Consider the following 26,056-nt stretch of genomic DNA (forward strand, 5'->3'; position numbering starts at 1 on the left):
GGATGCATTCTCCGCGAGGCGGGCCCGCGAAGCCAAGCTCGAGGCTGGCTTCCGCGTCCGTCGGCATCAATAATGGTGGCATGACAACCGCCAGAGTCCATGCCATGAACGACGCCTGCCACGAGCACAATCGCAGCCGACCCCTGCCGCAGGCGCCGAAAGCCTGGGGCGTGCGCCTGAGCCTGCCGGAAAACGACCCCATGCGCCCGATCCTCGGTGACGACTGGCACGAGTACCACTGGTTTGCCAGCGAAGCGGCCCGCGAGCAGAAAATCGACCAGCTGCGCCGACAGTTCACCTACTACCGGAAAGGCGACCAGCCCAGTTTCATCATCGAGCGGGTCGACCGCGAGACCGACGCTGACTGAACCATGCAGAAACGGCTTCACATGGGGCCCGGCGCCACGCGGGCCTTTGTCATGCTCGTCGCCGCCCTGCCCGGGATGCATGCCGCAGCTACGGAACTGGATCCCGTCACCGTCACGGCGACACGCTCCGCGGCTCCGATCGTGGCCACACCCGGAAACGCAGGGCTGATCGGCGCAGAGAGCATCGAGGCCGTCGCGCCCACCCATGCCTCGGAGCTGTTCTGGCGCGTGCCGGGCACCTGGATCACGCGCAACAGCGGCCAGGAAAGCCTCGTCGCGATCCGCTCGCCGGTGTTGTCGGGGCCGGGCGCCTGCGGTGCATTCCTGTTCCTGGAAGACGGCATCCCGTCTCGACCTGCCGGATTCTGCAACGTGAATCAACTCTTCGAACTCAACCTTGCCCAGGCACGGGCGGTCGAGGTGATTCGCGGCCCCGGGAGCTCGCTGTATGGTTCCAACGCACTGCACGGGATCGTCAACGTCCTGATGCCCGCTCCCGGAGACGGCCGCGATTACGTGTCCATCGACGGCGGACCCGCGGATTACGTGCGCGGGCGTTTCAGCGGCGGGCGCTGGGACGGCGCGCGTGGATTTCGTGTCACCGGCCAGCTCGCCCACGATGGCGGGTGGCGGGACGCGACGGGTTACGAGCAGGCCAAGGTCAATGGCATCTGGCGGGCTCGCGCAGGCGATACGGAGCGAGAGATCTCGCTGGCCGCCACGACCCTGGACCAGGAGACGGCCGGCTTCATCGAGGGATTTCGCGCGTATCGCGACGCCGCGGCACGCCAGAGCAACCCGAACCCAGAGGCCTTTCGCGAGGCCGACAGCCTCAGGATCGCCGGCGCCTGGCGGCGCGAGGACGGCGTGGCGCGACTCGAGATCCGGCCGTATCTGCGCGCCAGCGACATGCGTTTCCTGCAGCACTTCCTTCCCGGACAGCCGCTGGAGGAAAACGGCCAGGTGAGCGGAGGAGTCCAGGTCACTGCGCGCCGGGCCGCCGCGGGCGGCATGCTGCATTACGGCATCGATGCGGAGATCGTCACTGGCCGCCTCGAGCAGTCCCAGTCCGGCCCGACCACGGGGCTGCCGCCGCCTGTCGCCGCCCGGCGCCCGCCGGGCCAGCACTACGACTACGAGGTACGCGCGCACAGCCTGGCGCCCTGGCTGCACTGGGAGCGCCCGCTGGGAGATCGGTGGAGCCTCGGGCTGGGACTGCGGGGCGAAAGCCTCCGCTATGACTACGACAATCGCATGCTCGACGGCAACAGCCGTGACGACGGCAGCGAATGCCCCGGGGGCTGTCTCTACACGCGTCCGGCCGATCGTGACGACCGCTTCGACAACCTGGCGCCCAAGCTGACGCTCGGCTGGCGGCCGGCGGCGCGACAGCTGGCGTGGGTGGCGGCCCGGCGCGGCTTCCGTGCCCCCCAGGCGACCGAGCTGTACCGCCTGCAGAGCGGCCAGGTCGTGGCGGATCTCTCGAGCGAGACCATCGACAGCCTGGAGCTAGGCTGGCGTGGCTATGCGGGGACGCTGGCCTGGGAGCTGGCGGCTTACCGGATGGACAAGCGCAATTTCATCTTCCGCGACGGCGACGGCTTCAACGTCGCGGACGGACGCACCCGTCACGTCGGCATGGAAGTCTCGTTGCAGTGGCAGCTGAGCGCCCGGCTGCGGCTGGAGACGGACCTGAGCTTCGCGCGCCATACCTGGCGTTTCGATCGGGACGTCGGACGCGGCGAGATCATTGTCTCGGGCAATGACACCGATTCCGCGCCGCGCCGCTTCTCCAGCACGCGGCTCGGCTGGGAAGGACGGCGAGGCCTGCGTGCCGAGCTCGAGTGGATCTCCATGGGCCCCTACTGGCTGGATGCCGTGAACTCGGCGCGCTACGCGGGCCATGACCTGCTGCACCTGCGGCTCACGCAGCCCTTGCGCCAGGGCCTCTATGTCGCCCTGCGGCTGCACAACGTGGCGAATGCCGAATACGCGGAACGAGCCGACTTCGCCTTCGGGGAGTATCGCTATTTTCCCGGTCGCGACCGCAGCCTGTTCATCGAGCTCGGGTGGCGCGCGCATTGACCGCGCTGCCGATCGGGCACGGCATGTCTGGTGGTCCCGGGGCTGCGACCAGCCTCGAGATTCAGCCCTTCGGTCCGAACAGGAACCAGAGCAGCAGGCCGAGCACGGGGAGGAGCAGGATCACCACCACCCAGGCCACTTTCGCCCCGGTGGACGCGTTGCTCTGCACCGTCTTGACGATGGCGTAGACGTCGAGAATCAGAATGATGAGGCCCAGGAGGCCGGTGATTTCTACCATGATCGACTCCTTGCCGCGGCCGGGCTCAGCCGGTCACGTAGCGTTGCAACTCGTTGATGACCGCTTCCTGGTCCGCGATCACCATCTTGACGAGGTCGCCGATCGACACGAGCCCGACGACGCGCCCGTCCTCCACGACCGGCAGATGACGGAAATAGCCGCGCGTCATCATGCCGAGGCAGTGTTGCGCCGTCATGTCGCGGGTGGCCGTCATGACCTCGCGCGTCATGATTTCCTCGACACGCGTGTCGCGCGAGCGACGCCCCTGGAGAATGATCTTGCGGGCGTAATCCCGTTCCGACAGAATTCCCACGAGCTCTTCGCCCTCCATGACGAGCAGCGCGCCGATGCGCAGTTTCGCCATGAGCGTGATAGCCTCGAGCACGGTCTCGCCCGGGGCGACCGACCAGATCTCGTCGCTCTTCTTGTTCTTCAGGATCGTCCGGATGGTGTTCATCGCCTGTCCCCTCGCAAACCCTCCGGCCGACGGTACCTCAACATCTGACGCTGAGCAAAGCATAGTCGCCGTCAGCCCGTCCCGCCGCAGACCGGAGCGTCGCACCATGCCCGTGTCCCGACTCGCCAGTGCCGCGATTCTGGCCGCCGTGCTCGGCCTCGCCGCCTGCGCGCAGACCCGGGGCGTCATGCCGCCGGAGCCCGTGGCCGGGGAGCGGCCATTCACCGTGCTGTCACCGCAGGGCCAGCGCGACGATCCGTGGTACTGGTTGCGGGACGACACCCGCAGTGAACCCGATGTCATCGCCTACCTGGAGGCCGAAAACGCCTATTACGCGGCCTGGGAATCCGGTCGCAGGGAGACGGTGGACACGCTTTATGAAGAACTGGTCGGCCGCCTGAAACAGGACGATGCCACCGTGCCCGTGTTCGATCGCGGCTATTTTTATTACACCCGATTCGAGGAAGGCCAGGAACACCCGATCCACGCACGGCGCAAGGCCGGCGGGGAGGAGGAGATCCTGCTCGACGGCAACGCGATGGCGGCGGGCCATGACTACTTCGACATCGGCGACTACGCCGTCTCCGACGACAATCGCCTGCTCGCCTGGATGGAGGACACGGTCGGGCGGCGCCAGTACGTCGTCAAGGTAAGGGACCTGGAGACCGGCGAATTGCTGGTTGACGAGATCACCGGCGTCTCGAGCTTCGCCTGGGCCGCGGACAGCCGTCACCTGTTCTACGTCGAGAATCACCCTGTCACGCTGCTGTCCTATCGCGTGCGCCGCCATGAACTCGGGAGCACGGGCGCCGACCCGATCGTCTACGAGGAGCCCGACAACGAGTTCTACACCGGCATCGGTCGCAGCCGCTCGGGCGACTACGTCGCCATCTATCTGAATAGCACCGAAGCCACCGAGATGCGCATTCTCGAGGCCGATGATCCGCGTGGGGAGTTCAGGGTGTTCCTGCCGCGGGAGCGCGGGCACCTGTACAGTGCGGACCACGTGAGCGACCGCTGGATCGTCCGCAGCAACCGGGAGGCGCCCAACTACCGGCTGATGAGCGTGCCCGTGGGCGCGGAGAACGACTTCTCGCAGTGGACGGACATCATCCCTCACAGTGAGGACGTGTTCATCGAGGACCACCTGGTCTTCGACACCTTCATGGCCGTCGGCGAGCGCTCCGGGGGTTTGCAGCGCGTGCGGGTGCGCACCTGGTCCGGGGAGGAATTCTACGTCCCGGCCGACGAAGCCGCGGCGACGACCTGGGCCACCGGCAACGCGAATCCGCGCCTCGACACCACGACGCTGCGTTACGCCTACACCTCGATGACGACCCCCGTCTCGGTGTTCGATCTCGACATCACGACCGGCGAGCGGGAACTGCGCAAGCAACAACCCGTGCTCGGCACCTTCGACCCGGCCGACTACCGCAGCGAGCGCCTTTGGGCGCCGGCGCGCGACGGCGAGCTGATTCCCGTGTCTCTCGTCTACCACAAGAACACGCCGCTGGACGGCAGCGCGCCGCTCTACCAGTACGGCTACGGCGCCTATGGTTCGAGCCGCGACCCGGATTTCAGCGCGCACCGCCTGTCGCTCCTCGACCGGGGCTTCGTCTATGCGGTGGCACATATCCGTGGCGGCCAGGACATGGGCCGGCGCTGGTACGACGATGGGCGGCTGCTGAACAAGATGAACACCTTTACCGACTTCATCGACGTCACGCGCTTCCTCGTCGCAGAGGGCTACGCTGCGCCGGAGCGTGTCTACGCCATGGGCGGTTCGGCCGGCGGCCTGCTGGTCGGGGCGGTCGCCAACATGGCGCCGGAACTCTACGCAGGCATCGTGGCGCACGTGCCCTTCGTCGACGTCGTAACCACCATGCTCGACGAAACGATTCCGCTGACCACCAACGAGTTCGACGAGTGGGGCAATCCGCAGTTCGCGCCCTGGTACGAGACCATGCTGTCCTACAGTCCCTATGACAACGTCACGGCGCAGCAATACCCGCCCATGCTCGTCACGACCGGCCTGCACGACTCCCAGGTCCAGTACTGGGAACCCGCCAAGTGGGTCGCGAAGCTGCGCGCCACCCGCAGCAATGATGCGCTGTTGCTGTTTCGCACGACGATGACGGCAGGGCATGGCGGAAGCAGCGGCCGTTTCGAGTCCTTGCGCGAACTGGCGCAGGAATACGCGTTCGTGCTCTACCTCGACGGCCTCGAAAAATGAGGCCGGCGGGGCGAATCCAGGGCGACCGGCGCGCCGGAACCGGACCCGGCGCGTGAAAGTGATCCCTCGCACCCGGGCGTCACGTCGCGAGATTCTCGGCTGGGGAATGTTCGATTTCGCCAACCAGGCGTATACGCTGCTGATCATCACGGTGGTCTTCGGCGACCTGTTCACGCGGGTGATCGTCGGCAACGACGGCGATTATCGCCTGGGCAATTTCCTCTGGAGCGTGGCGCTCTCCACGAGTTACCTGCTCGTGGTCATATGCGCACCGATCGCCGGCGCCATCATGGACTACACCGCTTCGAAGAAGCGTTTCCTGTTCGCCAGTTACCTGCTCACGGTCGTCGCGACGGCCGCGCTGTACTTTGTCGCGCCCGGCTACGCCCTGCTCGGCGTGTTGCTGCTCATCGTCTCGAATTTCGGCTATTCCATCGGCGAGGCCTTCATCGCCAGTTTCCTGCCCGATCTCGGCCCGCCCGAGGACCTCGGCAAGATTTCCGGCTTCGGCTGGGCCCTCGGCTACATCGGCGGCATGGCGTCCGCGGTTTTCGTGCTCCTCGTGCTCGGCGAGGTCAGCGCCGAGAACTTCGAGCGGATCCGCTGGGTCGGGCCATGGGCCGCGGGGTTCTTCCTGGTCGCGGCCATCCCCACCTTCCTGTGGGTGAAGGAACGCGGCAAGCCCCGCAGGCGCCCCCCGGGAACCGGTTACTTCGCCATCGGCATCGCCCGCATCCGCTCCACCCTGGTCGATCTCGAGGGCCACAGGGATCTTGCCGTGCTCCTGCTCTCGACCTTCTTCGCCATGAGCGGCATCTACATCATCATCACCTACGCGTTCATTTACGGCGCGCAGGTGATCGGCTGGGAAAGCAGCGTGCGGACGCTCATGTTCGTGATCGTGCAGATCACCGCGGCGATCGGGGCGCTGGGTTTCGGCTTCATCCAGGATCATCTCGGCGGGAAGCGCACCTACCAGATCACGCTCCTCATGTGGATCGCCGCCATCGTGCTGATCTACCTGACGCCCGGCATTGCAACGTTTCTGAGCGCAGTGCTCGGGACACCCGTGCAGGCGCAATACGTGTTCCTCGTGGTGGGCATCATGGCGGGCCTCAGCCTCGGCTCCTGCCAGTCCGCGACCCGTACACTCGTCGGCCTGTTCTCGCCCTTGTCGCGCACCGCGGAATTCTTCGGCTTCTGGGGCCTGGCCCTCAAGCTCGCCGGCTTTTTCGGCCTTCTCGCCATCGGCCTGCTGCAGGCCCTTCTCGGGCTCCAGACGGCCGTGCTGTTCTGTGTACTCCTCGTCGCCGTGGCCCTGTTCGCCAGTCGCCGCATCGACGAAGCCCGCGGCCGATGGGTTGCGGAACACGCCCCGGCGGATTGAAGGGCGAAACAACTCCGGAAACCCCGGCCTGGCATGCCGCCGGCGGGGCCACATGGCGCGGCGAGCGCTCCAGCGAGTATCATCGAGGCTTCACGACGCGGCTCGCGGAAGGCCGCTCCCAGCGAAGGAGTTCCGAATATGTCAGTAGCGAACATCGTCGTTCCCGAGGGCGGCGCAAAGATCAGCATCGATAACGGCGTGCTGCGCGTCCCGGACAACCCGATCATCCCGTTCATCGAGGGCGACGGCACGGGCCCGGACATCTGGCGTGCCACGGTTCGCGTGCTCGACGCCGCAGTCGACAAGGCCTATGACGGCCAGAAGAAGATTCACTGGATGGAGATCTACGCGGGGCAGAAATCCAACGACCTGTTCAACTCCTGGCTGCCCGACGAAACCGTCCAGGCCTGCCGCGACTACCTGGTCTCCATCAAGGGCCCCCTCACCACGCCGATCGGCGGCGGCATCCGCAGCCTGAATGTGGCACTGCGGCAACTGCTGGACCTGTATGTCTGCCTGCGGCCCGTGCGCTGGTTCAAGGGCGTCCCTTCGCCGGTCAAGAAACCGCAGGACGTGGACATGGTCATCTTCCGCGAGAACACGGAGGACATCTACGCCGGCATCGAGTTCGAACAGGGCTCGGCCAAGGGCAAGCGTTTCCTCGACCTGCTGAGCGAGCATTTCCCGGACGAGTTCCGCAAGATCCGTTTCCCGGACACCACGGGCATCGGCATCAAGCCAGTGTCGCGCGAGGGGACCGAACGACTGGTGCGCGCGGCGATCGAATACGCGCTGGACAACGGCCGCAAGAGCGTGACCTTCGTCCACAAGGGCAACATCATGAAATTCACCGAGGGCGCGTTTCGCAAGTGGGGCTACGCGCTCGCGGAACGCGAGTTCGGTGATCGCACCTACACCTGGGACCAGTGGGAAAGAACCCGCGACGAGGAAGGGGAAGCCGCCGCCAATGCCGAGCAGAAAAAGGCGCTGGCCGACGGCAAGGTGCTGATCAAGGATGCGATCGCCGATATCACGCTGCAGCAGGTGCTGACGCGTCCCTCCGAATTCGACGTCATCGCGACCCTCAACCTGAACGGCGATTACCTCTCCGACGCGCTGGCGGCGCAGGTCGGGGGGATCGGCATCGCCCCGGGCGGCAACGTGAACTCGGTGACGGGACACGCGGTGTTCGAGGCCACCCACGGCACGGCGCCGAAATACGCGAACCTCGACAAGGTCAACCCGGGCAGCCTGATTCTCTCGGGAGAGATGATGCTGCGCCACCTCGGCTGGATCGAGGCAGCCGATCGCATCATCACGGCGATGGACAAGACCATCGGCGACAAGACGGTGACCTACGACTTCGCACGGTTGATGGAGGGCGCCAACGAGGTCAAGTGCAGCGAATTCGCCGATGCGCTGATCGGCAACCTCGACTGACGCCCGGCCGGGATGCCTGACCGGTTGGCTGATCCGGCCCTGGCACGCGAGTGCGCCAGGGCCATTTTCGACGCCTTCGGCGACTACAACGCCGAGTTCCGGGAGATCACCCGGCGGGCGCGACTGCGCTTCGAGAGCCGCGACTGGGCAGCGGGGCGTCGCGACGCCACCGAGCGCATCGATCTCTACGATCGCTATGTCGCCAGGACCACGGAAGCGCTCCGCGGCCGCCTCGCCGGCCACGCCAACAACCGCGCCCTGTGGGTCCAGATCAAGGCCTGTTTCGAGGACGAGATTCGCGATTTCATCGACCTGGAGTTCGAAAAGACCTTCTTCAGTTCGATCAGCCGACGCCTGTTCACCACGGTGGGCGTGGACCCCGAAGTCGAGTTCGTAGCCCTCGACCTGGACCCGCTGTCGAAGGTGCGCCCTCCCCAGGCGCTGAACGTCTACGAGCATACCGACACCGCGGCCGCGCTCGTGGAAGACGTCCTCGAGGACCACAGCTTCGAGTCACCGTGGGAAGACTTCAAGAACAGCGTGGATTTCGTGGTCGCGGAACTCGTCCGGGCGTGGGAGCCGCTCGGCGGCCTGGAACGCCTCACGCGCATCGAATTCATGCGGCCGATCTTCTACCAGAACACCCGCGCTTACGTCGTGGGCCGGGCGCTCGGCGTAGCGCAACCCCAGCCGGTCGTCATCGCGCTGAAAAACGGTCCGGACGGCATCAGCGTGGATGCCGTGCTCACATCCGTTCGCGACACCAGCATCCTGTTCGGCTTCACGCGCAGCTATTTCCACGCGGACCTGGAGACCGTGCATGACGCGGTCGTTTTCCTGCGCACGATCCTGCCGCGCAAGCCGCTGGCGGAACTGTTCACCGTGCTCGGCCGGGCACGCCAGGGCAAGACCGAGACCTATCGCACCTTCTTCCGCCACCTGCAGCATTCGCGTGACCAGTTCGTCGAAGCGCCGGGCGATCGCGGCATGGTCATGGCGGTTTTCACCCTGCCGTCCTTCGACGTGGTGTTCAAGGTGATTCGCGACCGCTTCGCCTACCCGAAGACCGTGGTCCGCAAGGACGTGCTGGACAAGTACTACCTCGTATTCCGGCATGACCGGGCCGGGCGGCTGGTGGACGCGCAGGAATTCAAGATGCTGCGCTTCCCGCGAACCCGCTTCGATCCGGCCTTGCTGGAACACTTGCTGGAATCGACCTCGCAGACCGTGTGCGTGGATGGCGACGACGTGGTCATCACGCACTGCTATGTCGAACGCCGCCTGCGGCCGCTGAACCTCTACCTCGCAGAAGCCTCGCCGCTGGCGGCCCGGCACGCGGTGCTCGATTACGGCCAGGCGATCCGCGACCTGGCCGCGACCAATATCTTCCCCGGCGACCTGCTGCTGAAGAACTTCGGCGTGACCCGCAACGGGCGGGTCATTTTCTATGACTACGACGAGCTGTGCCTGGTGACGGAATGCAACTTCCGGAAGCTGCCCAAGGCGCGCACCATGGAAGAGGAAATGCAGTCCGAGGCGTGGTTTTTCGTGGACGAGGACGATGTCTTTCCGGAGCAATTCGTCAGCTTCCTCGGTTTCGAGCCGCAACAGCTGGAGGTCTTCATGGAAAATCATGCGGACCTGCTGACGCCGGAATTCTGGCGGGAAATGAAACGGCGGCACGAGGCGGGCGAGGTGCTCGAGATCCTGCCGTACCGGCCCAGCCTTTCGGCCCAGGCCAGTGGCGGCTGACGGCGCGGTACGCGGCACAGGGCTGCATCTCTGGCTGCTGCTGCCGGCGGCGGCGCTCGGGGCCCTGTGGCTCGCCTGGCGGGTGCTGGCCGTGGGAGATTTTCTCTACCCGCTCTGGTACGACGTCATCGACGTGCACGGGCACATAGAACACTTCGGCCCGCAGAATCGCTACAAGGACGACTTCGAGACGACGACCCGGGCCGAGCGGGCGCGCCTCTTCGCCGAGATCGTCGATGCGATCCATGCCTCGGGCGCCGGACTGGCGGAACTGCGGTACCACGATCCCGACGGTCGACCCATCGATACCCTGCTGAGAACCCCTGAAATCGTTCACCTGGAGGACGTCGCCCGCCTCGTCGACCGGCTGGCGCCGGCGGGATGGCTCGCGCTCGCATGGCTGGTCATCCACCTCGGGCTGATCAGGACCCGCGGCTGGCGCGTGCCGCGGCTGCGGCGCCTGCTCGGCGCCAGCCTGCTCGCCGTCGGGGTGGGCGTCGCGCTGGTCTTCGCCATCGGGCCGCGCCGGGTTTTCTACCAGTTCCATGTGCTGGTCTTCCCGCCGGAAAACCCGTGGTTTTTCTATTACCAGGACTCGCTGATGTCCACGATGATGAAGGCCCCGTTCCTGTTCGGTGCGATCGCCATCGCCATCCTGGCGCTGGCGCTGGCCTGCTATGCGTTTTTCCTGTTCCTCGCAGCGCGGCTGGCGACCGACGCAGCGGCGGCCGCTCCACCGCGCGTCTAGGCCGGATAGCGACTCGCGAGCATCCCGAACGCCGCCCGCACGCCCTGGCTCATGCCGCCCTCGGGCCGTCCGGCGCGGTTGCGCGGATTCCAGGCGAAGGTGTCGACGTGGGCCCATGCACCCGCGCTGGAGACGAAACGCTGCAGGAACAGGCCGCCGTAGATGGCCCCGGCGAAGCCGTCGGTGGTCACGTTGTTCAGGTCCGCAATGCCGCCCGAGAGGTTAGCCGCATAAGGGGCCCAGAGCGGCATGTGCCAGAGCGGGTCGCCCGACGATGAACCGGCCTGGGCCCAGTCGCGCGCCAGCGCATCGTCGCTGGCGAACAAGGCCGGCAGGTCCGGTCCCAGTGCGACCCGCGCCGCGCCGGTGAGCGTGGCGAAATCCAGCAGCAGCTCCGGAGCCTCCTCGTCCGCGAGGGCCAGCGCATCGGCAAGCACGACCCGGCCCTCCGCATCGGTATTGCCGATTTCCACGCTCAGGCCCGCCCGTGTCGATACGACGTCGCCCGGGCGATAGGCATTGCCCGCGACGCTGTTCTCGACCGCAGGAACCAGCACGCGAAGCCGGATCGGCAACGCCGCGTCCATGATCATCTTGGCCAGGCCCAGCACGTGGGCGGCGCCGCCCATGTCTTTTTTCATGTTGCGCATGCCGCCAGGCTGCTTGAGATTGAGGCCGCCCGTGTCGAAACAGACCCCCTTGCCCACCAGCGTCACGCGTGGCCGGCCCGTATCGCCCCAGCGCAAGTCCAGCAGTCGCGGTGCGCGCACGCTGGCGCGGCCCACCGCGTGGATGGCGGGAAAATTCTCCACGAGCAGGGCGTCGCCGACGATCTCCCGGAACTCGGCGCCCGATGCGGCGGCCAGCGCTGCGGCCGCCTGCGACAGCTCCGCAGGACCCATGTCGGCGGCCGGCGTGTTGACCAGGTCGCGCACCAGGGCGTCCGCATCCACCGCCGAAATAACAGCCCGCGGATCGACGTCCCGCGGCCAGGCCAGCATGCGCGCCTGCACCGGGGGCGCCTTGGAACGGCGACTGAAGCCGTACTGGCCGATCCCCCAGGCGAGCGCGTGACGGGTGCCCTCCGCCGGATCAGGGTCGCCGGCGAGCACGTAGCTGCCCGGAGGAAGCTGTCCGGGTACGGAGGCGATCGCCCAGAAAGGCTCGTCGCCGCCCGCTCCGGCCACGACCGCCGCCACGCTGCCGTCGTTGCCGGGCAAGGCGAGCACGGCGCCTGGCTTGGGCTGCCAGGCGGTGCTGCGCACCCAGGCGCGATGCGCATCCGTCATTTTCCCGAGCAGGCCCTCGAGCCCGTCCGCGGCGACGAAATGAACCGGGCAAGCTCCCGCGGCACGGTCGGTATAGAACTGGGTGGCGGACATCGACGACCTCGGCTGCATGAGTACGGACGCGTCATTATGCCATCCGCGCGAGCCAGGCCCGCCGGCGGGCCGGTCGCCAGGCCCTGGCTAGGACCGGATATAGAAGCGCTCGTCGTACAGGCGGACCCAGTCGGGACGATAGACGATCAACATGCTCACGATCGCACCGTTGATGAAGCCCTCGGGAAAGATCACGAGCGGCAGGAAGGCCAGCAAGGAACCGTCGACGCCGCTGGGCGAGGCCTGGCCGGACCAGGCCAGGAGGGCCGTACTCAGCAGCCACGTCAGCAGGAGCGCCAGTCCCGAGGCGAAAAACGCGCAGACGAATATGAACACGAAGGGATTGCGCGGCAGGTGAAAGCGGGCGATCCAGGCCATCGCCGCCGCCACGGCGCCGGGGGCAGCGGCCGACAGCAGCCAGCCCGCCGGCGCGCTCGCCCAGGGCGTGTCGCCGAGGAGCACGAGCGCAAGCGAGGCCAGGGCGGCAGCCAGCATCGCCAGGCGCCAGCCGAGCAGCAGCACCGCAGCGGTGATCCCGAGCACATGGAGGCCGACACCGGGATCCACCGCGGCCCGCACGCTCCAGAGCAATGCCAGCGCGACGGCCGCGCCGGCCACCAGGTGCAGGCGATACGGTGCGCTCCGGACGACACCCAGCCCGGACAGGGCGGCCGGCAGCAGCAACCCGGCCAGCAGCCAGCAGAGCGAGACCAGCCCGGGCGAAAGGACTTCGGCGTCGAATTGCATGGGCGGCGACGATCTCCCGCAATGGACTTCCCCGGAGCTCACATTCTAGGCGGCTGCCGGGTACGACGCCGCGCCGAGAGCCCGCGAGACGGCGGCAGTACCGGGTCATTCCGGCACCGCCACCGTCACCGCCACACCATGCTCAGGGCCTGGACACCACGCGTCGCGCGGAATCGCTCTGCAGGCGTACGTCCACCCGGCGCTGCATGGCCCACTCGTCGGGATCGGCCTGGGCGGCGCCCTCGGCGAGCACGGCGCCATGCCCGGCGACCTGGATACGCTGCGGATCGACGCCCGCCGCGACGAGTCGCTCGCGCACCGCTTCAGCCCGTTGCATCGACAGCTTCGAGTTCAACGCCGCAGTGCCACGCGGATCCGCATAGCCGTCCAGCTGGATCGTGAGTTCCGGCACGGCGCCGACCAGTGTCGCCAGGGCCGCGAGGCTCTCTTCCAGGGTCTCGGGCGGCGCGGCGCTGTTGCTGCGGAAACCGATGCTGAACTCGAGTCCGTCCGTCAGCATGAGCGTCTCCGCGGCGCGCCCGGCCAAATCCCGCTGGCGTTCGAGGGCTTCGCCGAGCGTGGTCACGCGGGCCTGCAGGCCGTTGCGCTCGGTCTCGAGGTCACGCTGCTCGTCGCGCAGTTGTCCGGCCAGCGACTCCAGCGAATCGACGCGGGACCGGGCAAGCTGCTGGTCACTCGTGATGCCCCCCATGGCCATGCCGGCGATCAGTCCCGGGGGTCCGCCGATTACCGCGCCGAGAAGCCCCCCGGCGACGATCCCGATCGCATTGTGGCGGGCCTGGGTCGGCGAGCTCTCCGCGGCGAGGACGGGCGTCGCGGCCAACGACGTGATGACGGCGAGCGTAAGGATGCTGTTTTTCATGGCTGTTGCTCCGTTGACATGGCGAACGACATGTCCGCCTCAGGAGCCATTCCACCCGGTGCACGAGGCAGCCCGCGGGCAATCCGCGGGCGCCGTGCGGATCAATCGTGGCGAATCGTGGCAACCTCCCCGAGCCGGCGTTCCTCGAACCAGCAATACAGCACGGGGACCGTGAACATGGTCAACAACACGAAAGCCATGCCGCCGACACTGGGGATCGCCATCGGGATCATCAGGTCGGCGCCTCGGCCCGTCGACGTCAGCACGGGCAGCAGCGCGAGAATGGTCGTGGCGCTGGTCATCAGGCAGGGACGCACGCGACGCAGCCCGGCCTCTACCGTGGCCGCGCGAACCTCGGCCACCGAGGCCGCCTGCCGCCGTGCGAAATTCTGCTTGAGGTAGGTGGCCATGACGACACCGTCATCCACGGCGATGCCGAAAAGCGCGAGAAAGCCCACCCAGACGGCGACGCTCAGGTTGACCGGCTGCAGCTGGAACAGGTCACGCATATTGACGCCGAACAAGCTGAAGTCCGCGAACCAGCCCTGGCCATAGAGCCACAAAGTGATGAAGCCGCCGGCCCAGGCCACCGCGATGCCGGCGAACACGATCACGGACGTGGCCACCGAGCGAAACTGCAGGTACAAGATCATGAAGATCAGCGCCAGCGAGACCGGCACCACGACGCTGAGCGTGCGCATGGCGCGCAACTGGTGTTCGTAGTTTCCTGCGAAACGCCAGCTCACGCCCTGCGGCACGAGCAACTCGCCGCGCGCGACGGCGTCGTCGAGCGCTGCACGCACGGCATCGACCACGTCCACCTCGGCGCTTCCCGCGACGCCGCCGAACGTGACGTAAGCCGTCAGGAACGTGTCCTCGCTGCGGATCATCTGCGGGCCGCGGACGTAGCGGATGTCAGCCAGTTCGCCGAGCGGCACCTGGACCCCGCCGGCGCCCGCGACGAGAATGCTCTCCATGGCCGCAGGGTCGTCGCGCAATTCGCGGGGATAGCGCACCCGGACGGCATAGCGCTCGCGCCCCTCGATCGTGGTGGTGATCTGCTGCCCCCCGATGCCGGTCGCGATCACGGCCTGGACATCGGCGACATTCAGCCCGTAGCGGCCGATGGCGGCGCGATCGATCTCGATTTCCAGGTAGGGCTTGCCGATCACGCGATCGGCATTCACCGTGCCCGGGTTGACCTCCGGCACCTCTCTGACCCTGCGCTCGAGTTCCACCGCAACGCGGTCCAGCGTCTCGAGGTCCGGTGCCCGGAGCTTGATGCCCATGGCGGCGCGCATGCCCGTCTGCAGCATCACCAGGCGGGTCTCGATCGGCTGCAGCAACGGCGCCCCCGTCGTACCGGGAATTTCCGCCGCAGCGACGATTTCTTCCCAGATATCCTGCGGCGAACGGATATGCTCCCGCCACTGGCGGTAGGGCCGCCCCCGGGGGTCGGGGACCAGTTCTCCCGCCGCATCCCGCACGAACTCGCCACTGCGGCGATCGTAGCGGAACTCCAGGCGACGCCCCTGTGCGTCCGTGACGTATTCGCTGTGGTAATGGATCAGCGTCTCGATCATGGAAATCGGCGCCGGATCCAGCGCACTGTCGGCGCGACCGATTTTCCCCGTCACGCTCTTGACCTCGGGCACCGCGGCGATCGCCATGTCCTGGTGCTTGAGCACCGCCAGTGCCTCGCCCAGCGAAGCATGCGGCATGGTTGTCGGCATCCACAGGAAAGCGCCTTCGTCCAGCGGCGGCAGAAATTCGCGCCCGAGCCCGGGGAACGCGCGGCTGGCGAATCGCCATCCCCTGCTGTCGCGCACCGCGTCCTCGTCCAGGCCCACCTGCTGCGCGGCCGCCGGGATGAAGGCGAACACGCGATCGAAACCCAGCCAGGCATTTGCACCCAGCAGTACGAGCAGCAGCGGGAGGCACAGGAAGGCCGCCTTGTGATCGAGCAACGAGCCGAGTATGCGCGCGTAGAAGCGCTGGAAAAGGGCGAACAGGCCCAGCACGACGCCCAGCAGCAAGGCGATGAACAGGCCGTTGCGTAACAGGCCGCGCTCCGGGCCCAGCGGCTCCCAGACCACCGCCAGGACCCAACCCACCGCGATGATCGCCAGCACGTTGACGGCGGGTGACCCGATCCGCGCCCCGGTACGACGCAGCGGCTCCAGGCGCGCGGGCCATTGCCAGGAACGTGCGGGCGCCGGCCGCGACCTGCGTCGTGCCAGCAGCCAGTGCAACGCCGCCGGGATCACGGCAAGTGCGATCAGTGCGGAGGCCGCGAGCGCGAAGGTCTTGGTGAACGCAAGCGGGGTGAACATGCGGCCTTCGGCACCGCTCATGGTGAAAACCGGCAGGAAACTGATGATGGTCGTGCTGATAGCCGTCAGCACCGCGCCGCCCACCTCGCTCGTGGCGCGATAGACCGTCTCGAGGCGCGGCTCCTCCGGCGGCGCATCCGCCAGGTGCCGCAGGGTGTTCTCGGTCACGATGATACCGAGGTCCACGATCGTGCCGATGGCGATCGCGATGCCCGCCAGTGCCACGATGTTGCTATCGACGCCGAACAGCTTCATGAACAAGAAGGAACAAAGCACGGCGAGCGGCAACATGGCCCCCACCGCCAGCGCGCTGCGCAGGTGCCAGAGCAACACGAGCACGACGACCAGCGTCACCAGCACCTGTTGCAGCAGGGCGTCGTTCAGCGTGCCGAGGGTCTCGTGGATCAGTCCGGTGCGATCGTAAAAAGGGACGATCTGCAACTGGCTGGTGGTCACCCAGTCAGGCCAGGTTTCCCGATCGTTCGCGCGTAACCACTGCGTCCAGGCCTGGTGATCCAGGCCCGGCGCAGCCTCATCCGCAAAGGGGGTGATCCCGCGTGCCGCGGCGAAATCGCGCACCTCGGCGGGGCTGACGCGTGTCCAGTCGATCACCGCACGCACCGGCAGGCCGGGTGCGAGTTCGGCGATGCGCGTCTTGACGTTGTTGATGGCGTCGAGCGGGTTGAAGCCCTCGCGAACCACCACTACCCCGCCGACCGCCTCGGCGCCGGACTGGGTCAGCACGCCGCGCCGCTCCGCCGGACCGAGCGCCACGTGCGCCACGTCCGCCACCCGCACGGGAGTGTAATCCTCGCGCGTGGCGATGACGGCCGCCTCGATGTCGGCCACGTTCTCGACGAAACCGACACCCCGCAGCAGGTACTCGACGCTGTTGATCTCGATGTTGCCCGCCCCGACGTCCAGGTTGCTGGCCGCCACCGCGTCGTAGACCTGCTGCAGGGTCACGTCATAGGCGCGCAGCGCGTCCGGGTCGACGTCCACGTGGTATTCCTGGACGAAACCGCCGATCGACGCCACTTCGCTGATGCCCCGTGCCGCGAGGAGTCCGTAGCGCACATACCAGTCCTGCAGGCTGCGCAGTTCGTGGAGGTCCCAGCCGCCGACCGGCTCGCCGTCAGGCCCCCGGCCCTCCAGCGTGTACCAGAACACCTGGCCCAGCGCCGTCGCGTCCGGGCCGAGGGCGGGTTGCACGCCATCGGGCAGCCCGCCCGCCGGCAGGCTGTTGAGTTTCTCCAGGATGCGGGAGCGCGACCAGTAGAACTCGACGTCTTCCTCGAAAATCAGGAACACCGAGGAGAAGCCGAACATCGAGAGACTGCGGACTTCGCTGACACCGGGAATCCCGAGCAGCGCGACGCTGAGCGGATAGCTGACCTGGTCCTCGACGTCCTGCGGGGAGCGTCCCGGCCACTCCGTGTAGACGATCTGCTGGTTTTCGCCGAGGTTGGGGATGGCATCGACCGGCACGGGATCCCGAGGCCAGGCGCCGGTCTTCCAGTCGAACGGCGCCGTGGATATGCCGGCGCCGACGATCAGCGCCACGAGCAATACGGCGAAGAGCTTCTGCTCGAGAAAGAAGCGGACGACGGCGTCCAGCGGCGAGCGACGTTCGCTCATGGCCGTGGCTCCGCCTCGCGGTCACTGTCCACGAGCGTCTCGGCGATCCAGCCGCAGCGCAGCATCGAGGCGCCATGGTAAGGATTGGTGATGGTTTCCCCGTCCTGCAGCCAGTAGCCGTCGCGACCGTCCACCATCGGACAGATCGCCCGGTACACGGATGCCGTCCCGGACACGCCGAAAGCCTGCACCGCGGCGGTCAGCGCATTGCTGAATTCCTCGAAGTGTCGTCGCTGCAGGTCGAGACGGTCGGCGGCAGCCAGCTTGCCGATGCCCTCGTGCATCTGCTGCACCCACCGGTTCCAGTCCTGCCGGGCCGCCGTCCCCTCCAGTGAAGTTGCGTCGATCGCATGAATCACGCGGTCGACTGCCAGCGCGGCACGGGTCGCTGCCTGCGGATCGTCCGCGGCCAGCGCGCGCACGAGCTCGAACTGCGCATGCACCACCTCCCCCAGGGCGGCTTGGAACGCTTCAGGCGCCTCATGCGCCGCCGGCGCCTCGACCGGTTGCATGCCGTCGGCGGAATGATCCTGGCCGGCCTGAGGCTCAGCGGGGCCGTGGTGATGTTGCGGCGCCGCCCCCGCGGTCGGCTGCATCATGCTCGGCCGCCCGCGGATCTGCAGCTCGGAATCGATCTTGAAGGCGCCGTGGCTCACGACGAGCGCCCCCTCCTCCAGGCCCGACTCGACCACCGTCCATTCACCGGCCGACGGCCCGAGTACGACCTCGCGAGCTTCGAAAGTCGGCTGTTCGGTCTCGGGCAACTGCACATAGACGACGGCGCGACGACCCGTGCGCAACGGCGCCGAAGCCGGAATCACCAGCGGCGCCGAAACATCGCCGTTCGTTCGGGTCGCGACATCGCCCTGCACCAGCATGCCGGGCTTGAGTCGGCCCTCGGGGTTCTCCAGCACCACGCGCACCCGTGCCGTGCGGCTGCGGTCGTCGATCACGGGATCCACGAAATCGACGGTGCCGGAAAATTCGACGCCCGGCAGGCTGCGGGTGGTGAATGTCAACGTCTGCCCGGCGGACAGATGCTCCAGGTCGTCCTCGTAGACCTCGAACTGGGCCCACAGGCGCGACAGGTCGGCCATGCGATAGATCGGCTCCCCGGTCTCGACGTATTCTCCCGCGGTCGCCAGTCGCTCGATGACGATGCCGCTGACCGGTGCCGGGATCGTGATGTAGTCCTCCACGCTTCCCCGCTGTTCCATTGCCTCGATCTGCGCCGCGTCCAGGCCGAGCAGGCGCAGACGCTCGCGCGCCGCCTCGACAGTGAGGCCGGTCGTCTCGGCCACGATGCCGATGCCGTCTTCCTGCAACGCCTGCCACGCGCGCGACGCCTGCAACAGCTCCTCCTGGGCCGCGATCAGCTGCGGGCTGTAGAGCGTCACCAGCGCTTCGCCCTCACGCACCTGCGCGCCGGTGAAATCGAAGTGCAACCGCTCGAGCCGGCCCGGCGCCCATGCTGTTATCGTCCGCAGGCGGGTCTCGTCATAGTCGAGCTGCCCGTACAGGGACACGGGCACCTGCAGCTCGCGACGTTCGGCCGGCCAGACTTGCACCTGCATCAACGCGGCCGCGCGCGCCGTGACCCGGAGCCGAGGCGCGTCGCCGGCGGCCTCATCCTCGTCCGCATCCGTGGGCACCGGGATCAGCTGCATGCCGCAGATCGGGCACGGTTCATCCGGATCGGTGGAGCGCACCTGCGGATGCATCGAGCAGGTGTACACGGTCTCGGTGAAGACGGCAGCCGACCCATCGGCCCCGGCGTCACCCGCCTGCGACGCCGGCGCGTCTTGTCCGGCCGCGGGACCGCTGCCGTCACGGGACAGCAGGGCGCCGAGCAGCAGGCCCGCCAGCAAGCCGCCCACGACCAGGCCCGCCAACATCATGCCGCTCGTGCGGCCCATTGCTTGCTTATTCATCGACTGACTCCGTCTGCGGTGCCGCCAGGGCATCGAGATCTTCGAATGAAGCACCGACGAGGCTGCGTATGCCCGCAATGGCAAGGGCCCGGTCGGCGGCGGCACGTTCGTGCGCAAGGGAAAACTCGAGCACCACGCGGTGTGCTTCGATGAGATCGGAGAAACCGGCTTCTCCGGTGAGATAGGCGGCCTCCACCGAGGCGAGCGACTGGCGCGCCTTGGGCAGCAGGGTGCTGCCATAGAGTTGCATCCGGCGCGCGGTGTCGCGCTCGACGAACAGGGCCTGACGCAGCTCGGCCTCGAGGTCGAAGGTCTCGGCCTGCGCCCTGCGGGCGGCTGCGGTGGCCCGTGCCCGGGCTTCGCGCACCCCCGCCTCGATGCGCCCGCGGCGGATCGGCAGGCTGAAAGAAATCATCCCGGCCAGGGTATCGGCGCCGCCCCCGTCCATGCGAGCCATGCGCGCACTGGCATCCCGGCCGTACTCCAGGCCGAGGGTCACGTCCGGATAGTACTCGCGCCGTGCAAGGGCTTCCGCCCGGTTTTCCCGCGCTACCGCATGTTCCGCGGCGGCCAGGCCTGGATTGTAGGTCCTGGCAAGGGCCAGCCACTGTGCATCATCCAGCCCCGGAAGCTCAGGCACGGGCTGCGTCGAGGGCGCGCCGAAGTCACCCTGCAACGGTGCGTCTGCGGGCCGGCCGAGCAGCGCGTTCAACCGGGCTGCAGCCGGACCACGCAAATCCTCGAGCGAGCGCAACTGGTCGTCGATTCGCCCCAGCTCGACCTGCGCCCGGTTGACATCCGCCAAGGAGGCCTCACCGACGCGGTAGCGTGCCCGGGTCATGGACTCCAGGCTGAGGAGCAGCGCCCGGTTCTCCGTCGCGACGCCCGCGGCGGCATGCAACCATGCCAGCTCGAACCATGCGCCCGTCACCTGCTCTGCCAGCTGCAGGCGCTGTGCCTCGTATCGCCGTGCCGCGAGGCGGACGTCCTCGAGGGCGATATCGCCCTGCAGGCCGAGCTTGCCGAACCAGGGGAAGCGCTGCGAAATCGAATAGCGCTCGCCCATGTAGCTGGCGTCTCGCTCGACCTGGTCGAAAACCAGTCCGACGCCGAGCTGCGGGTCGGGCAGGCTGCGCGCCTGCGGAACACGCTCCGCAGCGGCGCGCCAGTCCTGGTAGGCAGCCGCCAGGGCCGGGCTATGGCGCAATGCATGCTCGACGTAGTCGGTGAGCACGGCCGTTTCCGGCAGGGAGTCGACGGTCTTCGCAACGCCATGGCGCGCACTGGGTCGCGCCGCGAGCACCGGGGGCGGCGTATCCAACGCAGCGGAGCCCATGGCCTGCACCCGGGCATCTTCGGGCAGTGCATAAGGCATCGTGCAGCCGGCCGCCCAAGACAGCAGCAAAGCCGCCGGCAATACGCGACGAGTGATGGAAACGAACTTGTGCAGTCGGCCCGACGGGGCCGCGAGGAAACGGGACATGAAAACACCTCCGTGAATCGAACAGGGCCGTTCGAAACGGAGGCGCTAGTTCAGGAAGACGGAGTTCCTGAGATGGATGCGGGGGCCGTGCGGATCAGGCGGGGCGCGGGCCTCGCGACCGGGCGGAACACTGCGCAGCGCCGGCAATGCCACGGCCTGCAACACCAGGGGCGGCGCCAGTACGAGCTCGACATCCACCTTCGGGGAAACCGGCGTACGGCCGTCGAAATCGTAACCGTCCACGTAGGTGCAGACGCCCGCCTCGCCGGGGTCATGACAGGGTGGCGGCTCCGGGCAATGCGGGCAGTCGCCGTCGAGGATCGCCTCGGCCGCCATCAGGCACGGTGCGATTGCCATGCTCGCCCATACCGAGACGAACAGGCTGGCGGCCAGTCCGGCTAGGCTGCGGCGATGTCGGCGAAGTGTCCTCATGACGTACTCGGACCCGGGGACCGATAGAGTAGTTCCTCGGCCGGCCGGATGACAAGCGCCGGCGTGGCCGCCGGATTGCCCGGCCTCCCCCTACCCGGCCATCCGGCGCAACGCCGCGATGCGCTCGTCGAGCGGCGGATGGGTCATGAACAGTCGCTTGAACCCGGACGCCCGATGCCCGGAGATCCCGTAGGCCGCCAGCTGGTCCGGCAAGGTCGCGTTGTGGCCCTGCTTCAGGCGCTCCAGGGCGGAAATCATGCGCTCCCGCCCGGCCAGGCGCGCCCCGCCGGCGTCCGCGCGAAATTCCCGCTGCCGGGAGAACCACATGACGATGATGCTCGCCAGGATGCCGAGGAAGATCTGCGCGACGATCGTCACGATCCAGAAACCGGGGCCATGCCCGCGCTCCGTGCGGAACACGAGTCGATCGACGAGATGACCGATGACGCGGGAGAAAAAGATCACGAAGGTGTTCACGACACCCTGGATCAACGTCAGGGTCACCATGTCCCCGTTCGCCACGTGACTGATCTCGTGGGCCAGGACCGCCTCGACCTCCTCCTTGCGCATGTTCCTCAGCAACCCGGTGCTCACCGCGACCAGCGAACTGTCACGCCGCGCGCCGGTAGCGAAGGCATTGGGTTGCTGTGCATCGAAAATCGCCACCTCGGGCATGCCGATACCCGCCTCACGGGCCTGGCGGCGCACGGTCTCGAGCAGCCAGCTTTCGACCGGGCTGGAGGGCTGCGTGATCACCTTGGCGCCGGTCATCCGCTTGGCGCTCCACTTGGAGATCGCGAGCGAGATGAAGGATCCGCCGAAGCCGAAGATCGCGGCGAACACCAGCAACTGACCGAGGTTCAGGTCGACGCCCTGTTCATCCAGGATGCCTTCGAAACCGATCAGGCTGAGGACGATGGACAGGACCACCAGCACCGCGATGTTGGTCGCGAGAAACAGTAACACGCGCTTCATCGAGAACTCTCCTTGCCGCCGAACAGGGGCGCTTCGCCTATCTTGGGGGCGAAGCCGCCCATTTCCAATAGCGGGGGCCGGCGCACCGGTTCGCGCCCCGGTCAGGTGAATCGATTTTCGGCCACGGCCCCCTTCTGGATGCCCTCGTAGGCGCGCACGCGGAACGCGGTGCCGGGTTCCAGGCGCGCCAGTTCCGCGGCGATATAGGCCGCAAGCTGCTCCACCGTGGTATCGCTGGGTACCAGTTCACAGCGCTCTCGCCAGATCTCGAGTTCGAACCGGCCCTGCCCGGCCCGGTAGGCGAAGCGACATGCGGGCCGATCGTCCAGCATGGTCTCCCCGACGAGGTCCTCGCGAGACGCGATGTAAATGTCGCGCCAGCGTTCGGCCCAGTAGCGCTCCCACTGGTCGTTGCGCAGGCCATCCGCCCGGATCTCGATGCGCGAGCGGTGGCCGTGCGCAATGCGCTGGCAGTCTCCGCCGTGACGCTTGAGGCCGTGGCTGTACTGGTAATAGGCGCCCGCGGCCGCTTCCTCGCGGAGCGCCACGCGCACGGTCCGGACCGTGGCCGGCATCACGGCGGCGACGCGTCGTTCCAGCGCTGCCTGCAGCAGCGGCATGGTGACCTCTTCCGCATCCAGGCGGCACACGGCGACCTCGGGCGAACACAGGCGCAGCCCCGCTGCGCGGACCTCGACCTGGGCTGCCGGGTCGCCAACCGGCGGCGACAGTTCGACCCAGTCGCTGGCCACCGGCACCACCAGCTTGTGGTCCGCGTACGTCTCCAGCGCATCCCGCGCCACCTGTTTCACGATGCCGAAATCCAGCACCATCGACTGCTCGTCGAGGGCCCCTTCCAGTTCGAGATCGACGATCCAGCTTTCGCCCACCAGGCCGCGCTCGCGATCGAGACGCGAGAAATCGAGCACCGTCAGTTGTTCGACGAACAGGCAGGCCATGCAAGCATGCTCCGGATTCGTGTGGCGGTAGCCGATTGTACTGCGACACGCGGCGCCGCTGCCCCTGCGCCCGCGACAGGCTATTATCCACAGGTGTTCGGCAAGAAGTCCGTGATGAGCAAGCGCCGCAAAAGAATCCCGCAGGGCAATCCGCCCGGCAGTCCGCCGGGGCACCCCATCGAGTCCGCAATGCCGGACGTGGCCGACACCACGGTGGCGTGGCACAGCTACAACGAGGCGACCATCCGCGAGCACCCCTCGATCGGCCTCGAGGAGGCCCTGCGCGGGCTGACCCCCGAAGTGATCGACTGGATACATTTTCCGGCTGCGCCCGACGTGACCGCGTTACGTTGGCTGCAGGAGCGGCTGGGGCTCGATCCGCTGGCGCTCGAGGACATCCACCACGGCCGGCAGAGAACCAAGCTGGAGCGCTACGAGGGACACAGCTTCATGGTCGTCTCGGTGCCCGTGCTGCACGACGGTGAACTGACCCTGGAACAGTTGAGCCTGCTCCTCGGACCGCACTGGGTGATCAGTTTCTGGAGCGGCGACCCCGGGCTGGTCGCCCCCATCCGGCATCGCCTGCACAACAGCGTCAGCGGCCGGCTGCGCAAGCGAGGCGCGGATTATCTTTTCTACTGCCTGTTGGACGCGGCCGTGGACTCGGCCTTTCCGGTCCTGGAGATCTTCAGCGAGCGCATCGAGAGCCTCGAGGACGAGTTGCTCGAGGATCCGCACGCGGCGACGATTCCCGAGATCCACGGCCTGCGGCGCAAGCTCGCCCTCATGCGGCGCATGGTGCTCCCCGGCGAGGAGGCGTTGGGCCAACTCCTGCGCGAGGACGACTCGCCGCTGGGCGCCGCGACCCGGCGCTACGTGCGCGATGTGCTGGACCACCACCTGCGGATCGGCGACACGATCGACACCCTTGCCGAGGCCACCCGGGGCCTGCATGAACTGCACCTGATGGGCGTCAGCCATCGCATGAACGAAGTCATGAAGCTGCTCACGATCATCGCCACGATTTTCATCCCCCTGACGTTCATCGCCGGGATCTACGGCATGAATTTCGATCCGGAGGCGAGCCCGTGGAACATGCCCGAACTGCGTGCCCGTTACGGCTATCCGCTGGTGATCCTGTTGTTCGTCGTCATCGGCGCGGGCATGGCGTGGATGTTTCGCCGCCGGGACTGGCTGTAAGCCATGGCGAGTACCCCGCTCAAGCCGGTGCTTGGCTGGCGCGAATGGGTCGGCCTGCCGGGCCTGGGCATCGAGCGCATCAAGGCGAAAGTGGACACCGGCGCACGCACGTCGGCACTGCACGCCTTCGAGGTCGTGCCCTTCGAGCGCGACGGCGGGCGCTGGGTGCGCTTCGGCGTTCACCCCGACCAGCGCGACCGGAGCACGGCGATCTTCTGCGAAGCGCCGGTACTCGATCGGCGCATCGTCTCGGATTCCGGCGGCCATCGCGAGCAGCGCTGGGTCATCGAGAGCGAGGTGCGCGTCGGGCCGTCATGCTGGCGCATCGAAATGACCCTGACGGACCGCGACCCGATGCGCTTTCGCATGCTGCTGGGTCGTACCGCACTGCGCGGGCGCTTTGTCGTGGACCCCGCCAGGTCTTATTGCCTGGGCCGCGCCCGCAAAGCGCGCGCCGCCCCCATGGAGAACGATTGATGCATATCGCCATCCTGTCGAGAAACCGACAGCTTTACTCGACCCGCCGCCTCATCGAAGCCGCCCAGCAACGCGAGCACGAAGTGACCGTCGTGGATCCGTTGAAGTGCGTCATGGACGTGACGTCGCACCGTCCTGCCGTCCACCACCGGGGCGACATCCTGCCGCGCTTCGACGCGGTCATTCCGCGCATCGGCGCCTCCGTGACCTTTTACGCCCTCGCGGTGCTGCGCCAGTTCGAGGTCATGGGCGTCTACCCGGTCAACGAATCCGTGGCCATCGGGCGGAGCCGGGACAAGCTGCGCTCGCTGCAGCTCTTGGCGCGGGCCGGCATCGGCTTGCCCGTCACCGCCTTCGCGCACTCGCCGGACGACACCAAGACCCTGGTGCGCCTCGTCGGCGGCGCGCCGCTGGTGCTCAAGCTGCTGCAAGGCACCCAGGGACGCGGCGTGGTGCTGGCCGAAACCACGAAGGCCGCGGAAAGCGTGATCGACGCGTTTCGTGAACTGGACGCCAATTTCCTCGTGCAGCAGTTCATCCGCGAGGCGGGCGGCGCGGACGTGCGCGCCTTCGTGGTCGGGGACCGGGTCGTCGCGGCGATGCTTCGCCAGGCGAAGGAAGGCGAGTTCCGCTCCAACCTGCATCGCGGCGGCTCAGCGTCGGTCGTGAAGCTGACCCCGCAGGAGCGTGCCACGGCGGTGCGGGCCGCCAAGACCGTGGGGCTGAATGTCGCCGGCGTCGATATCGTCCGCGGCAAGGAGGGCCCGCTGGTGCTCGAAGTGAACTCATCGCCGGGACTCGAAGGCATCGAGCGGGCCACGGGCAAGGACGTGGCGGCCATGGTGATCGATTTCATCGAGAAAAAGGCCCGCCCCCACGGCACCAAGACGCGCGGCAAGGGCTGAACG

Annotated in this window: 21 protein-coding genes; 10 read left to right on the top strand and 11 right to left on the bottom strand. The window is 67.4% G+C overall.

Annotated features, from left to right (window positions below):
• Positions 1-80: 80 nt before the first annotated feature.
• Positions 81-368 carry a hypothetical protein gene (locus tag G6032_RS05000; RefSeq protein ID WP_165281036.1) on the top strand — a complete coding sequence of 96 codons (288 nt, stop codon included), beginning with the start codon at positions 81-83 and terminating at the stop codon, positions 366-368.
• A 3-nt stretch (positions 369-371) separates the two neighbouring features.
• A complete protein-coding gene (locus G6032_RS05005; RefSeq protein WP_165281037.1) occupies positions 372-2,453 on the top strand; it encodes a TonB-dependent receptor in 2,082 nt (693 codons plus the stop codon).
• 61 nt (positions 2,454-2,514) lie between these two features.
• Here the strand turns inward: G6032_RS05005 and G6032_RS05010 are convergent, their stop codons facing one another.
• Together G6032_RS05010 and G6032_RS05015 are read right to left on the bottom strand one after the other, a co-directional pair.
• Positions 2,515-2,694 carry a PLDc N-terminal domain-containing protein gene (locus G6032_RS05010; RefSeq protein ID WP_165281234.1) on the bottom strand — a complete coding sequence of 60 codons (180 nt, stop codon included), beginning with the start codon at positions 2,692-2,694 and terminating at the stop codon, positions 2,515-2,517.
• Between the two features lie 22 nt (positions 2,695-2,716).
• On the bottom strand, positions 2,717-3,148 hold the full coding sequence (locus G6032_RS05015) for a CBS domain-containing protein (RefSeq protein WP_165281038.1): 432 nt from the start codon (positions 3,146-3,148) through the stop codon (positions 2,717-2,719).
• A gap of 106 nt (positions 3,149-3,254) precedes the next feature.
• Here G6032_RS05015 and G6032_RS05020 point away from each other — a divergent pair, with 106 nt between their 5' ends.
• The 5 genes from G6032_RS05020 (at position 3,255) to G6032_RS15900 (ending at position 10,708) form a co-directional block, all read left to right on the top strand.
• A complete protein-coding gene (locus G6032_RS05020) occupies positions 3,255-5,381 on the top strand; it encodes a S9 family peptidase (RefSeq protein ID WP_206211819.1) in 2,127 nt (708 codons plus the stop codon).
• Positions 5,382-5,487: 106 nt separating this feature from the next.
• Positions 5,488-6,768 carry an MFS transporter gene (locus G6032_RS05025; protein ID WP_165281236.1) on the top strand — a complete coding sequence of 427 codons (1,281 nt, stop codon included), beginning with the start codon at positions 5,488-5,490 and terminating at the stop codon, positions 6,766-6,768.
• Positions 6,769-6,906: 138 nt separating this feature from the next.
• On the top strand, positions 6,907-8,208 hold the full coding sequence (icd, locus tag G6032_RS05030) for an NADP-dependent isocitrate dehydrogenase (RefSeq protein ID WP_165281039.1): 1,302 nt from the start codon (positions 6,907-6,909) through the stop codon (positions 8,206-8,208).
• A 24-nt stretch (positions 8,209-8,232) separates the two neighbouring features.
• A complete protein-coding gene (gene aceK, locus G6032_RS05035; protein WP_206211820.1) occupies positions 8,233-9,960 on the top strand; it encodes a bifunctional isocitrate dehydrogenase kinase/phosphatase in 1,728 nt (575 codons plus the stop codon).
• Positions 9,950-10,708, top strand: coding sequence for a DUF1461 domain-containing protein (locus tag G6032_RS15900; RefSeq protein WP_165281041.1), 759 nt, complete (start codon positions 9,950-9,952; stop codon positions 10,706-10,708). Before aceK ends, G6032_RS15900 begins: the two co-directional genes overlap by 11 nt.
• Here G6032_RS15900 and G6032_RS05045 read toward each other — a convergent pair.
• From G6032_RS05045 to G6032_RS05085, 9 genes are all read right to left on the bottom strand, one after another.
• Positions 10,705-12,090, bottom strand: coding sequence for a leucyl aminopeptidase family protein (locus G6032_RS05045; RefSeq protein ID WP_165281042.1), 1,386 nt, complete (start codon positions 12,088-12,090; stop codon positions 10,705-10,707). The genes G6032_RS15900 and G6032_RS05045 overlap by 4 nt on opposite strands.
• A gap of 87 nt (positions 12,091-12,177) precedes the next feature.
• Positions 12,178-12,837, bottom strand: coding sequence for an energy-coupling factor ABC transporter permease (locus G6032_RS05050; protein WP_165281043.1), 660 nt, complete (start codon positions 12,835-12,837; stop codon positions 12,178-12,180).
• Positions 12,838-12,979: 142 nt separating this feature from the next.
• The gene (locus G6032_RS05055; RefSeq protein ID WP_165281044.1) at positions 12,980-13,720 is read right to left on the bottom strand and encodes an OmpA family protein; all 741 of its coding nucleotides are present in this window, start codon (positions 13,718-13,720) and stop codon (positions 12,980-12,982) included.
• Positions 13,721-13,821: 101 nt separating this feature from the next.
• Positions 13,822-17,691 (bottom strand): efflux RND transporter permease subunit, encoded by a 3,870-nt coding sequence (locus G6032_RS05060; RefSeq protein WP_165281045.1) that lies wholly within the window; start codon positions 17,689-17,691, stop codon positions 13,822-13,824.
• Positions 17,688-19,622: an efflux RND transporter periplasmic adaptor subunit gene (locus G6032_RS05065; RefSeq protein WP_165281046.1), complete on the bottom strand. Its 1,935-nt coding sequence runs from the start codon at positions 19,620-19,622 to the stop codon at positions 17,688-17,690. The genes G6032_RS05060 and G6032_RS05065 overlap by 4 nt, the downstream gene beginning before the upstream one ends.
• Positions 19,615-21,105 carry a TolC family protein gene (locus G6032_RS05070; protein WP_165281047.1) on the bottom strand — a complete coding sequence of 497 codons (1,491 nt, stop codon included), beginning with the start codon at positions 21,103-21,105 and terminating at the stop codon, positions 19,615-19,617. Before G6032_RS05070 ends, G6032_RS05065 begins: the two co-directional genes overlap by 8 nt.
• 45 nt (positions 21,106-21,150) lie before the next feature.
• Complete coding sequence (locus G6032_RS05075; protein ID WP_165281048.1) at positions 21,151-21,537, bottom strand: hypothetical protein; 387 nt, start codon at positions 21,535-21,537, stop codon at positions 21,151-21,153.
• 90 nt (positions 21,538-21,627) lie between these two features.
• Positions 21,628-22,512, bottom strand: a complete 885-nt coding sequence (gene htpX, locus G6032_RS05080) for a protease HtpX (RefSeq protein WP_165281049.1) — start codon at positions 22,510-22,512, stop codon at positions 21,628-21,630.
• 101 nt (positions 22,513-22,613) lie between these two features.
• Positions 22,614-23,471, bottom strand: a complete 858-nt coding sequence (locus G6032_RS05085; RefSeq protein ID WP_165281050.1) for a 6-carboxytetrahydropterin synthase — start codon at positions 23,469-23,471, stop codon at positions 22,614-22,616.
• A gap of 114 nt (positions 23,472-23,585) precedes the next feature.
• Here G6032_RS05085 and corA point away from each other — a divergent pair, with 114 nt between their 5' ends.
• From corA to rimK, 3 genes are read left to right on the top strand one after another with little or no spacing between them, the layout of a single operon-like run.
• Positions 23,586-24,671 (top strand): magnesium/cobalt transporter CorA, encoded by a 1,086-nt coding sequence (gene corA, locus G6032_RS05090; RefSeq protein WP_165281051.1) that lies wholly within the window; start codon positions 23,586-23,588, stop codon positions 24,669-24,671.
• Between the two features lie 3 nt (positions 24,672-24,674).
• Positions 24,675-25,148 carry an ATP-dependent zinc protease gene (locus tag G6032_RS05095; protein ID WP_165281052.1) on the top strand — a complete coding sequence of 158 codons (474 nt, stop codon included), beginning with the start codon at positions 24,675-24,677 and terminating at the stop codon, positions 25,146-25,148.
• A complete protein-coding gene (gene rimK, locus G6032_RS05100; protein WP_165281053.1) occupies positions 25,148-26,053 on the top strand; it encodes a 30S ribosomal protein S6--L-glutamate ligase in 906 nt (301 codons plus the stop codon). The genes G6032_RS05095 and rimK overlap by 1 nt, the downstream gene beginning before the upstream one ends.
• The last annotated feature ends 3 nt before the right edge of the window (positions 26,054-26,056 follow it).

Source organism: Wenzhouxiangella sp. XN24 (assembly GCF_011064545.1).
Classification (GTDB): Bacteria; Pseudomonadota; Gammaproteobacteria; order Steroidobacterales; family XN24; genus XN24.

Bases quoted from the DNA above. Each gene is read 5' to 3' on its own strand.
- G6032_RS05015 (WP_165281038.1), bottom strand. From the start codon at position 3,148: ATGAACACCATCCGGACGATCCTGAAGAACAAGAAGAGCGACGAGATC.
- G6032_RS05065 (WP_165281046.1), bottom strand. From the start codon at position 19,622: ATGAATAAGCAAGCAATGGGCCGCACGAGCGGCATGATGTTGGCGGGC.
- rimK (WP_165281053.1), top strand. From the start codon at position 25,148: ATGCATATCGCCATCCTGTCGAGAAACCGACAGCTTTACTCGACCCGC.
- G6032_RS05005 (WP_165281037.1), top strand. From the start codon at position 372: ATGCAGAAACGGCTTCACATGGGGCCCGGCGCCACGCGGGCCTTTGTC.
- G6032_RS05025 (WP_165281236.1), top strand. From the start codon at position 5,488: ATGTTCGATTTCGCCAACCAGGCGTATACGCTGCTGATCATCACGGTG.
- icd (WP_165281039.1), top strand. From the start codon at position 6,907: ATGTCAGTAGCGAACATCGTCGTTCCCGAGGGCGGCGCAAAGATCAGC.
- htpX (WP_165281049.1), bottom strand. From the start codon at position 22,512: ATGAAGCGCGTGTTACTGTTTCTCGCGACCAACATCGCGGTGCTGGTG.
- G6032_RS05075 (WP_165281048.1), bottom strand. From the start codon at position 21,537: ATGAGGACACTTCGCCGACATCGCCGCAGCCTAGCCGGACTGGCCGCC.
- G6032_RS05045 (WP_165281042.1), bottom strand. From the start codon at position 12,090: ATGTCCGCCACCCAGTTCTATACCGACCGTGCCGCGGGAGCTTGCCCG.
- G6032_RS05060 (WP_165281045.1), bottom strand. From the start codon at position 17,691: ATGAGCGAACGTCGCTCGCCGCTGGACGCCGTCGTCCGCTTCTTTCTC.
- G6032_RS05070 (WP_165281047.1), bottom strand. From the start codon at position 21,105: ATGTCCCGTTTCCTCGCGGCCCCGTCGGGCCGACTGCACAAGTTCGTT.
- corA (WP_165281051.1), top strand. From the start codon at position 23,586: ATGAGCAAGCGCCGCAAAAGAATCCCGCAGGGCAATCCGCCCGGCAGT.
- G6032_RS05085 (WP_165281050.1), bottom strand. From the start codon at position 23,471: ATGGCCTGCCTGTTCGTCGAACAACTGACGGTGCTCGATTTCTCGCGT.
- G6032_RS05050 (WP_165281043.1), bottom strand. From the start codon at position 12,837: ATGCAATTCGACGCCGAAGTCCTTTCGCCCGGGCTGGTCTCGCTCTGC.
- G6032_RS05000 (WP_165281036.1), top strand. From the start codon at position 81: ATGACAACCGCCAGAGTCCATGCCATGAACGACGCCTGCCACGAGCAC.
- G6032_RS05095 (WP_165281052.1), top strand. From the start codon at position 24,675: ATGGCGAGTACCCCGCTCAAGCCGGTGCTTGGCTGGCGCGAATGGGTC.
- G6032_RS05020 (WP_206211819.1), top strand. From the start codon at position 3,255: ATGCCCGTGTCCCGACTCGCCAGTGCCGCGATTCTGGCCGCCGTGCTC.
- G6032_RS05055 (WP_165281044.1), bottom strand. From the start codon at position 13,720: ATGAAAAACAGCATCCTTACGCTCGCCGTCATCACGTCGTTGGCCGCG.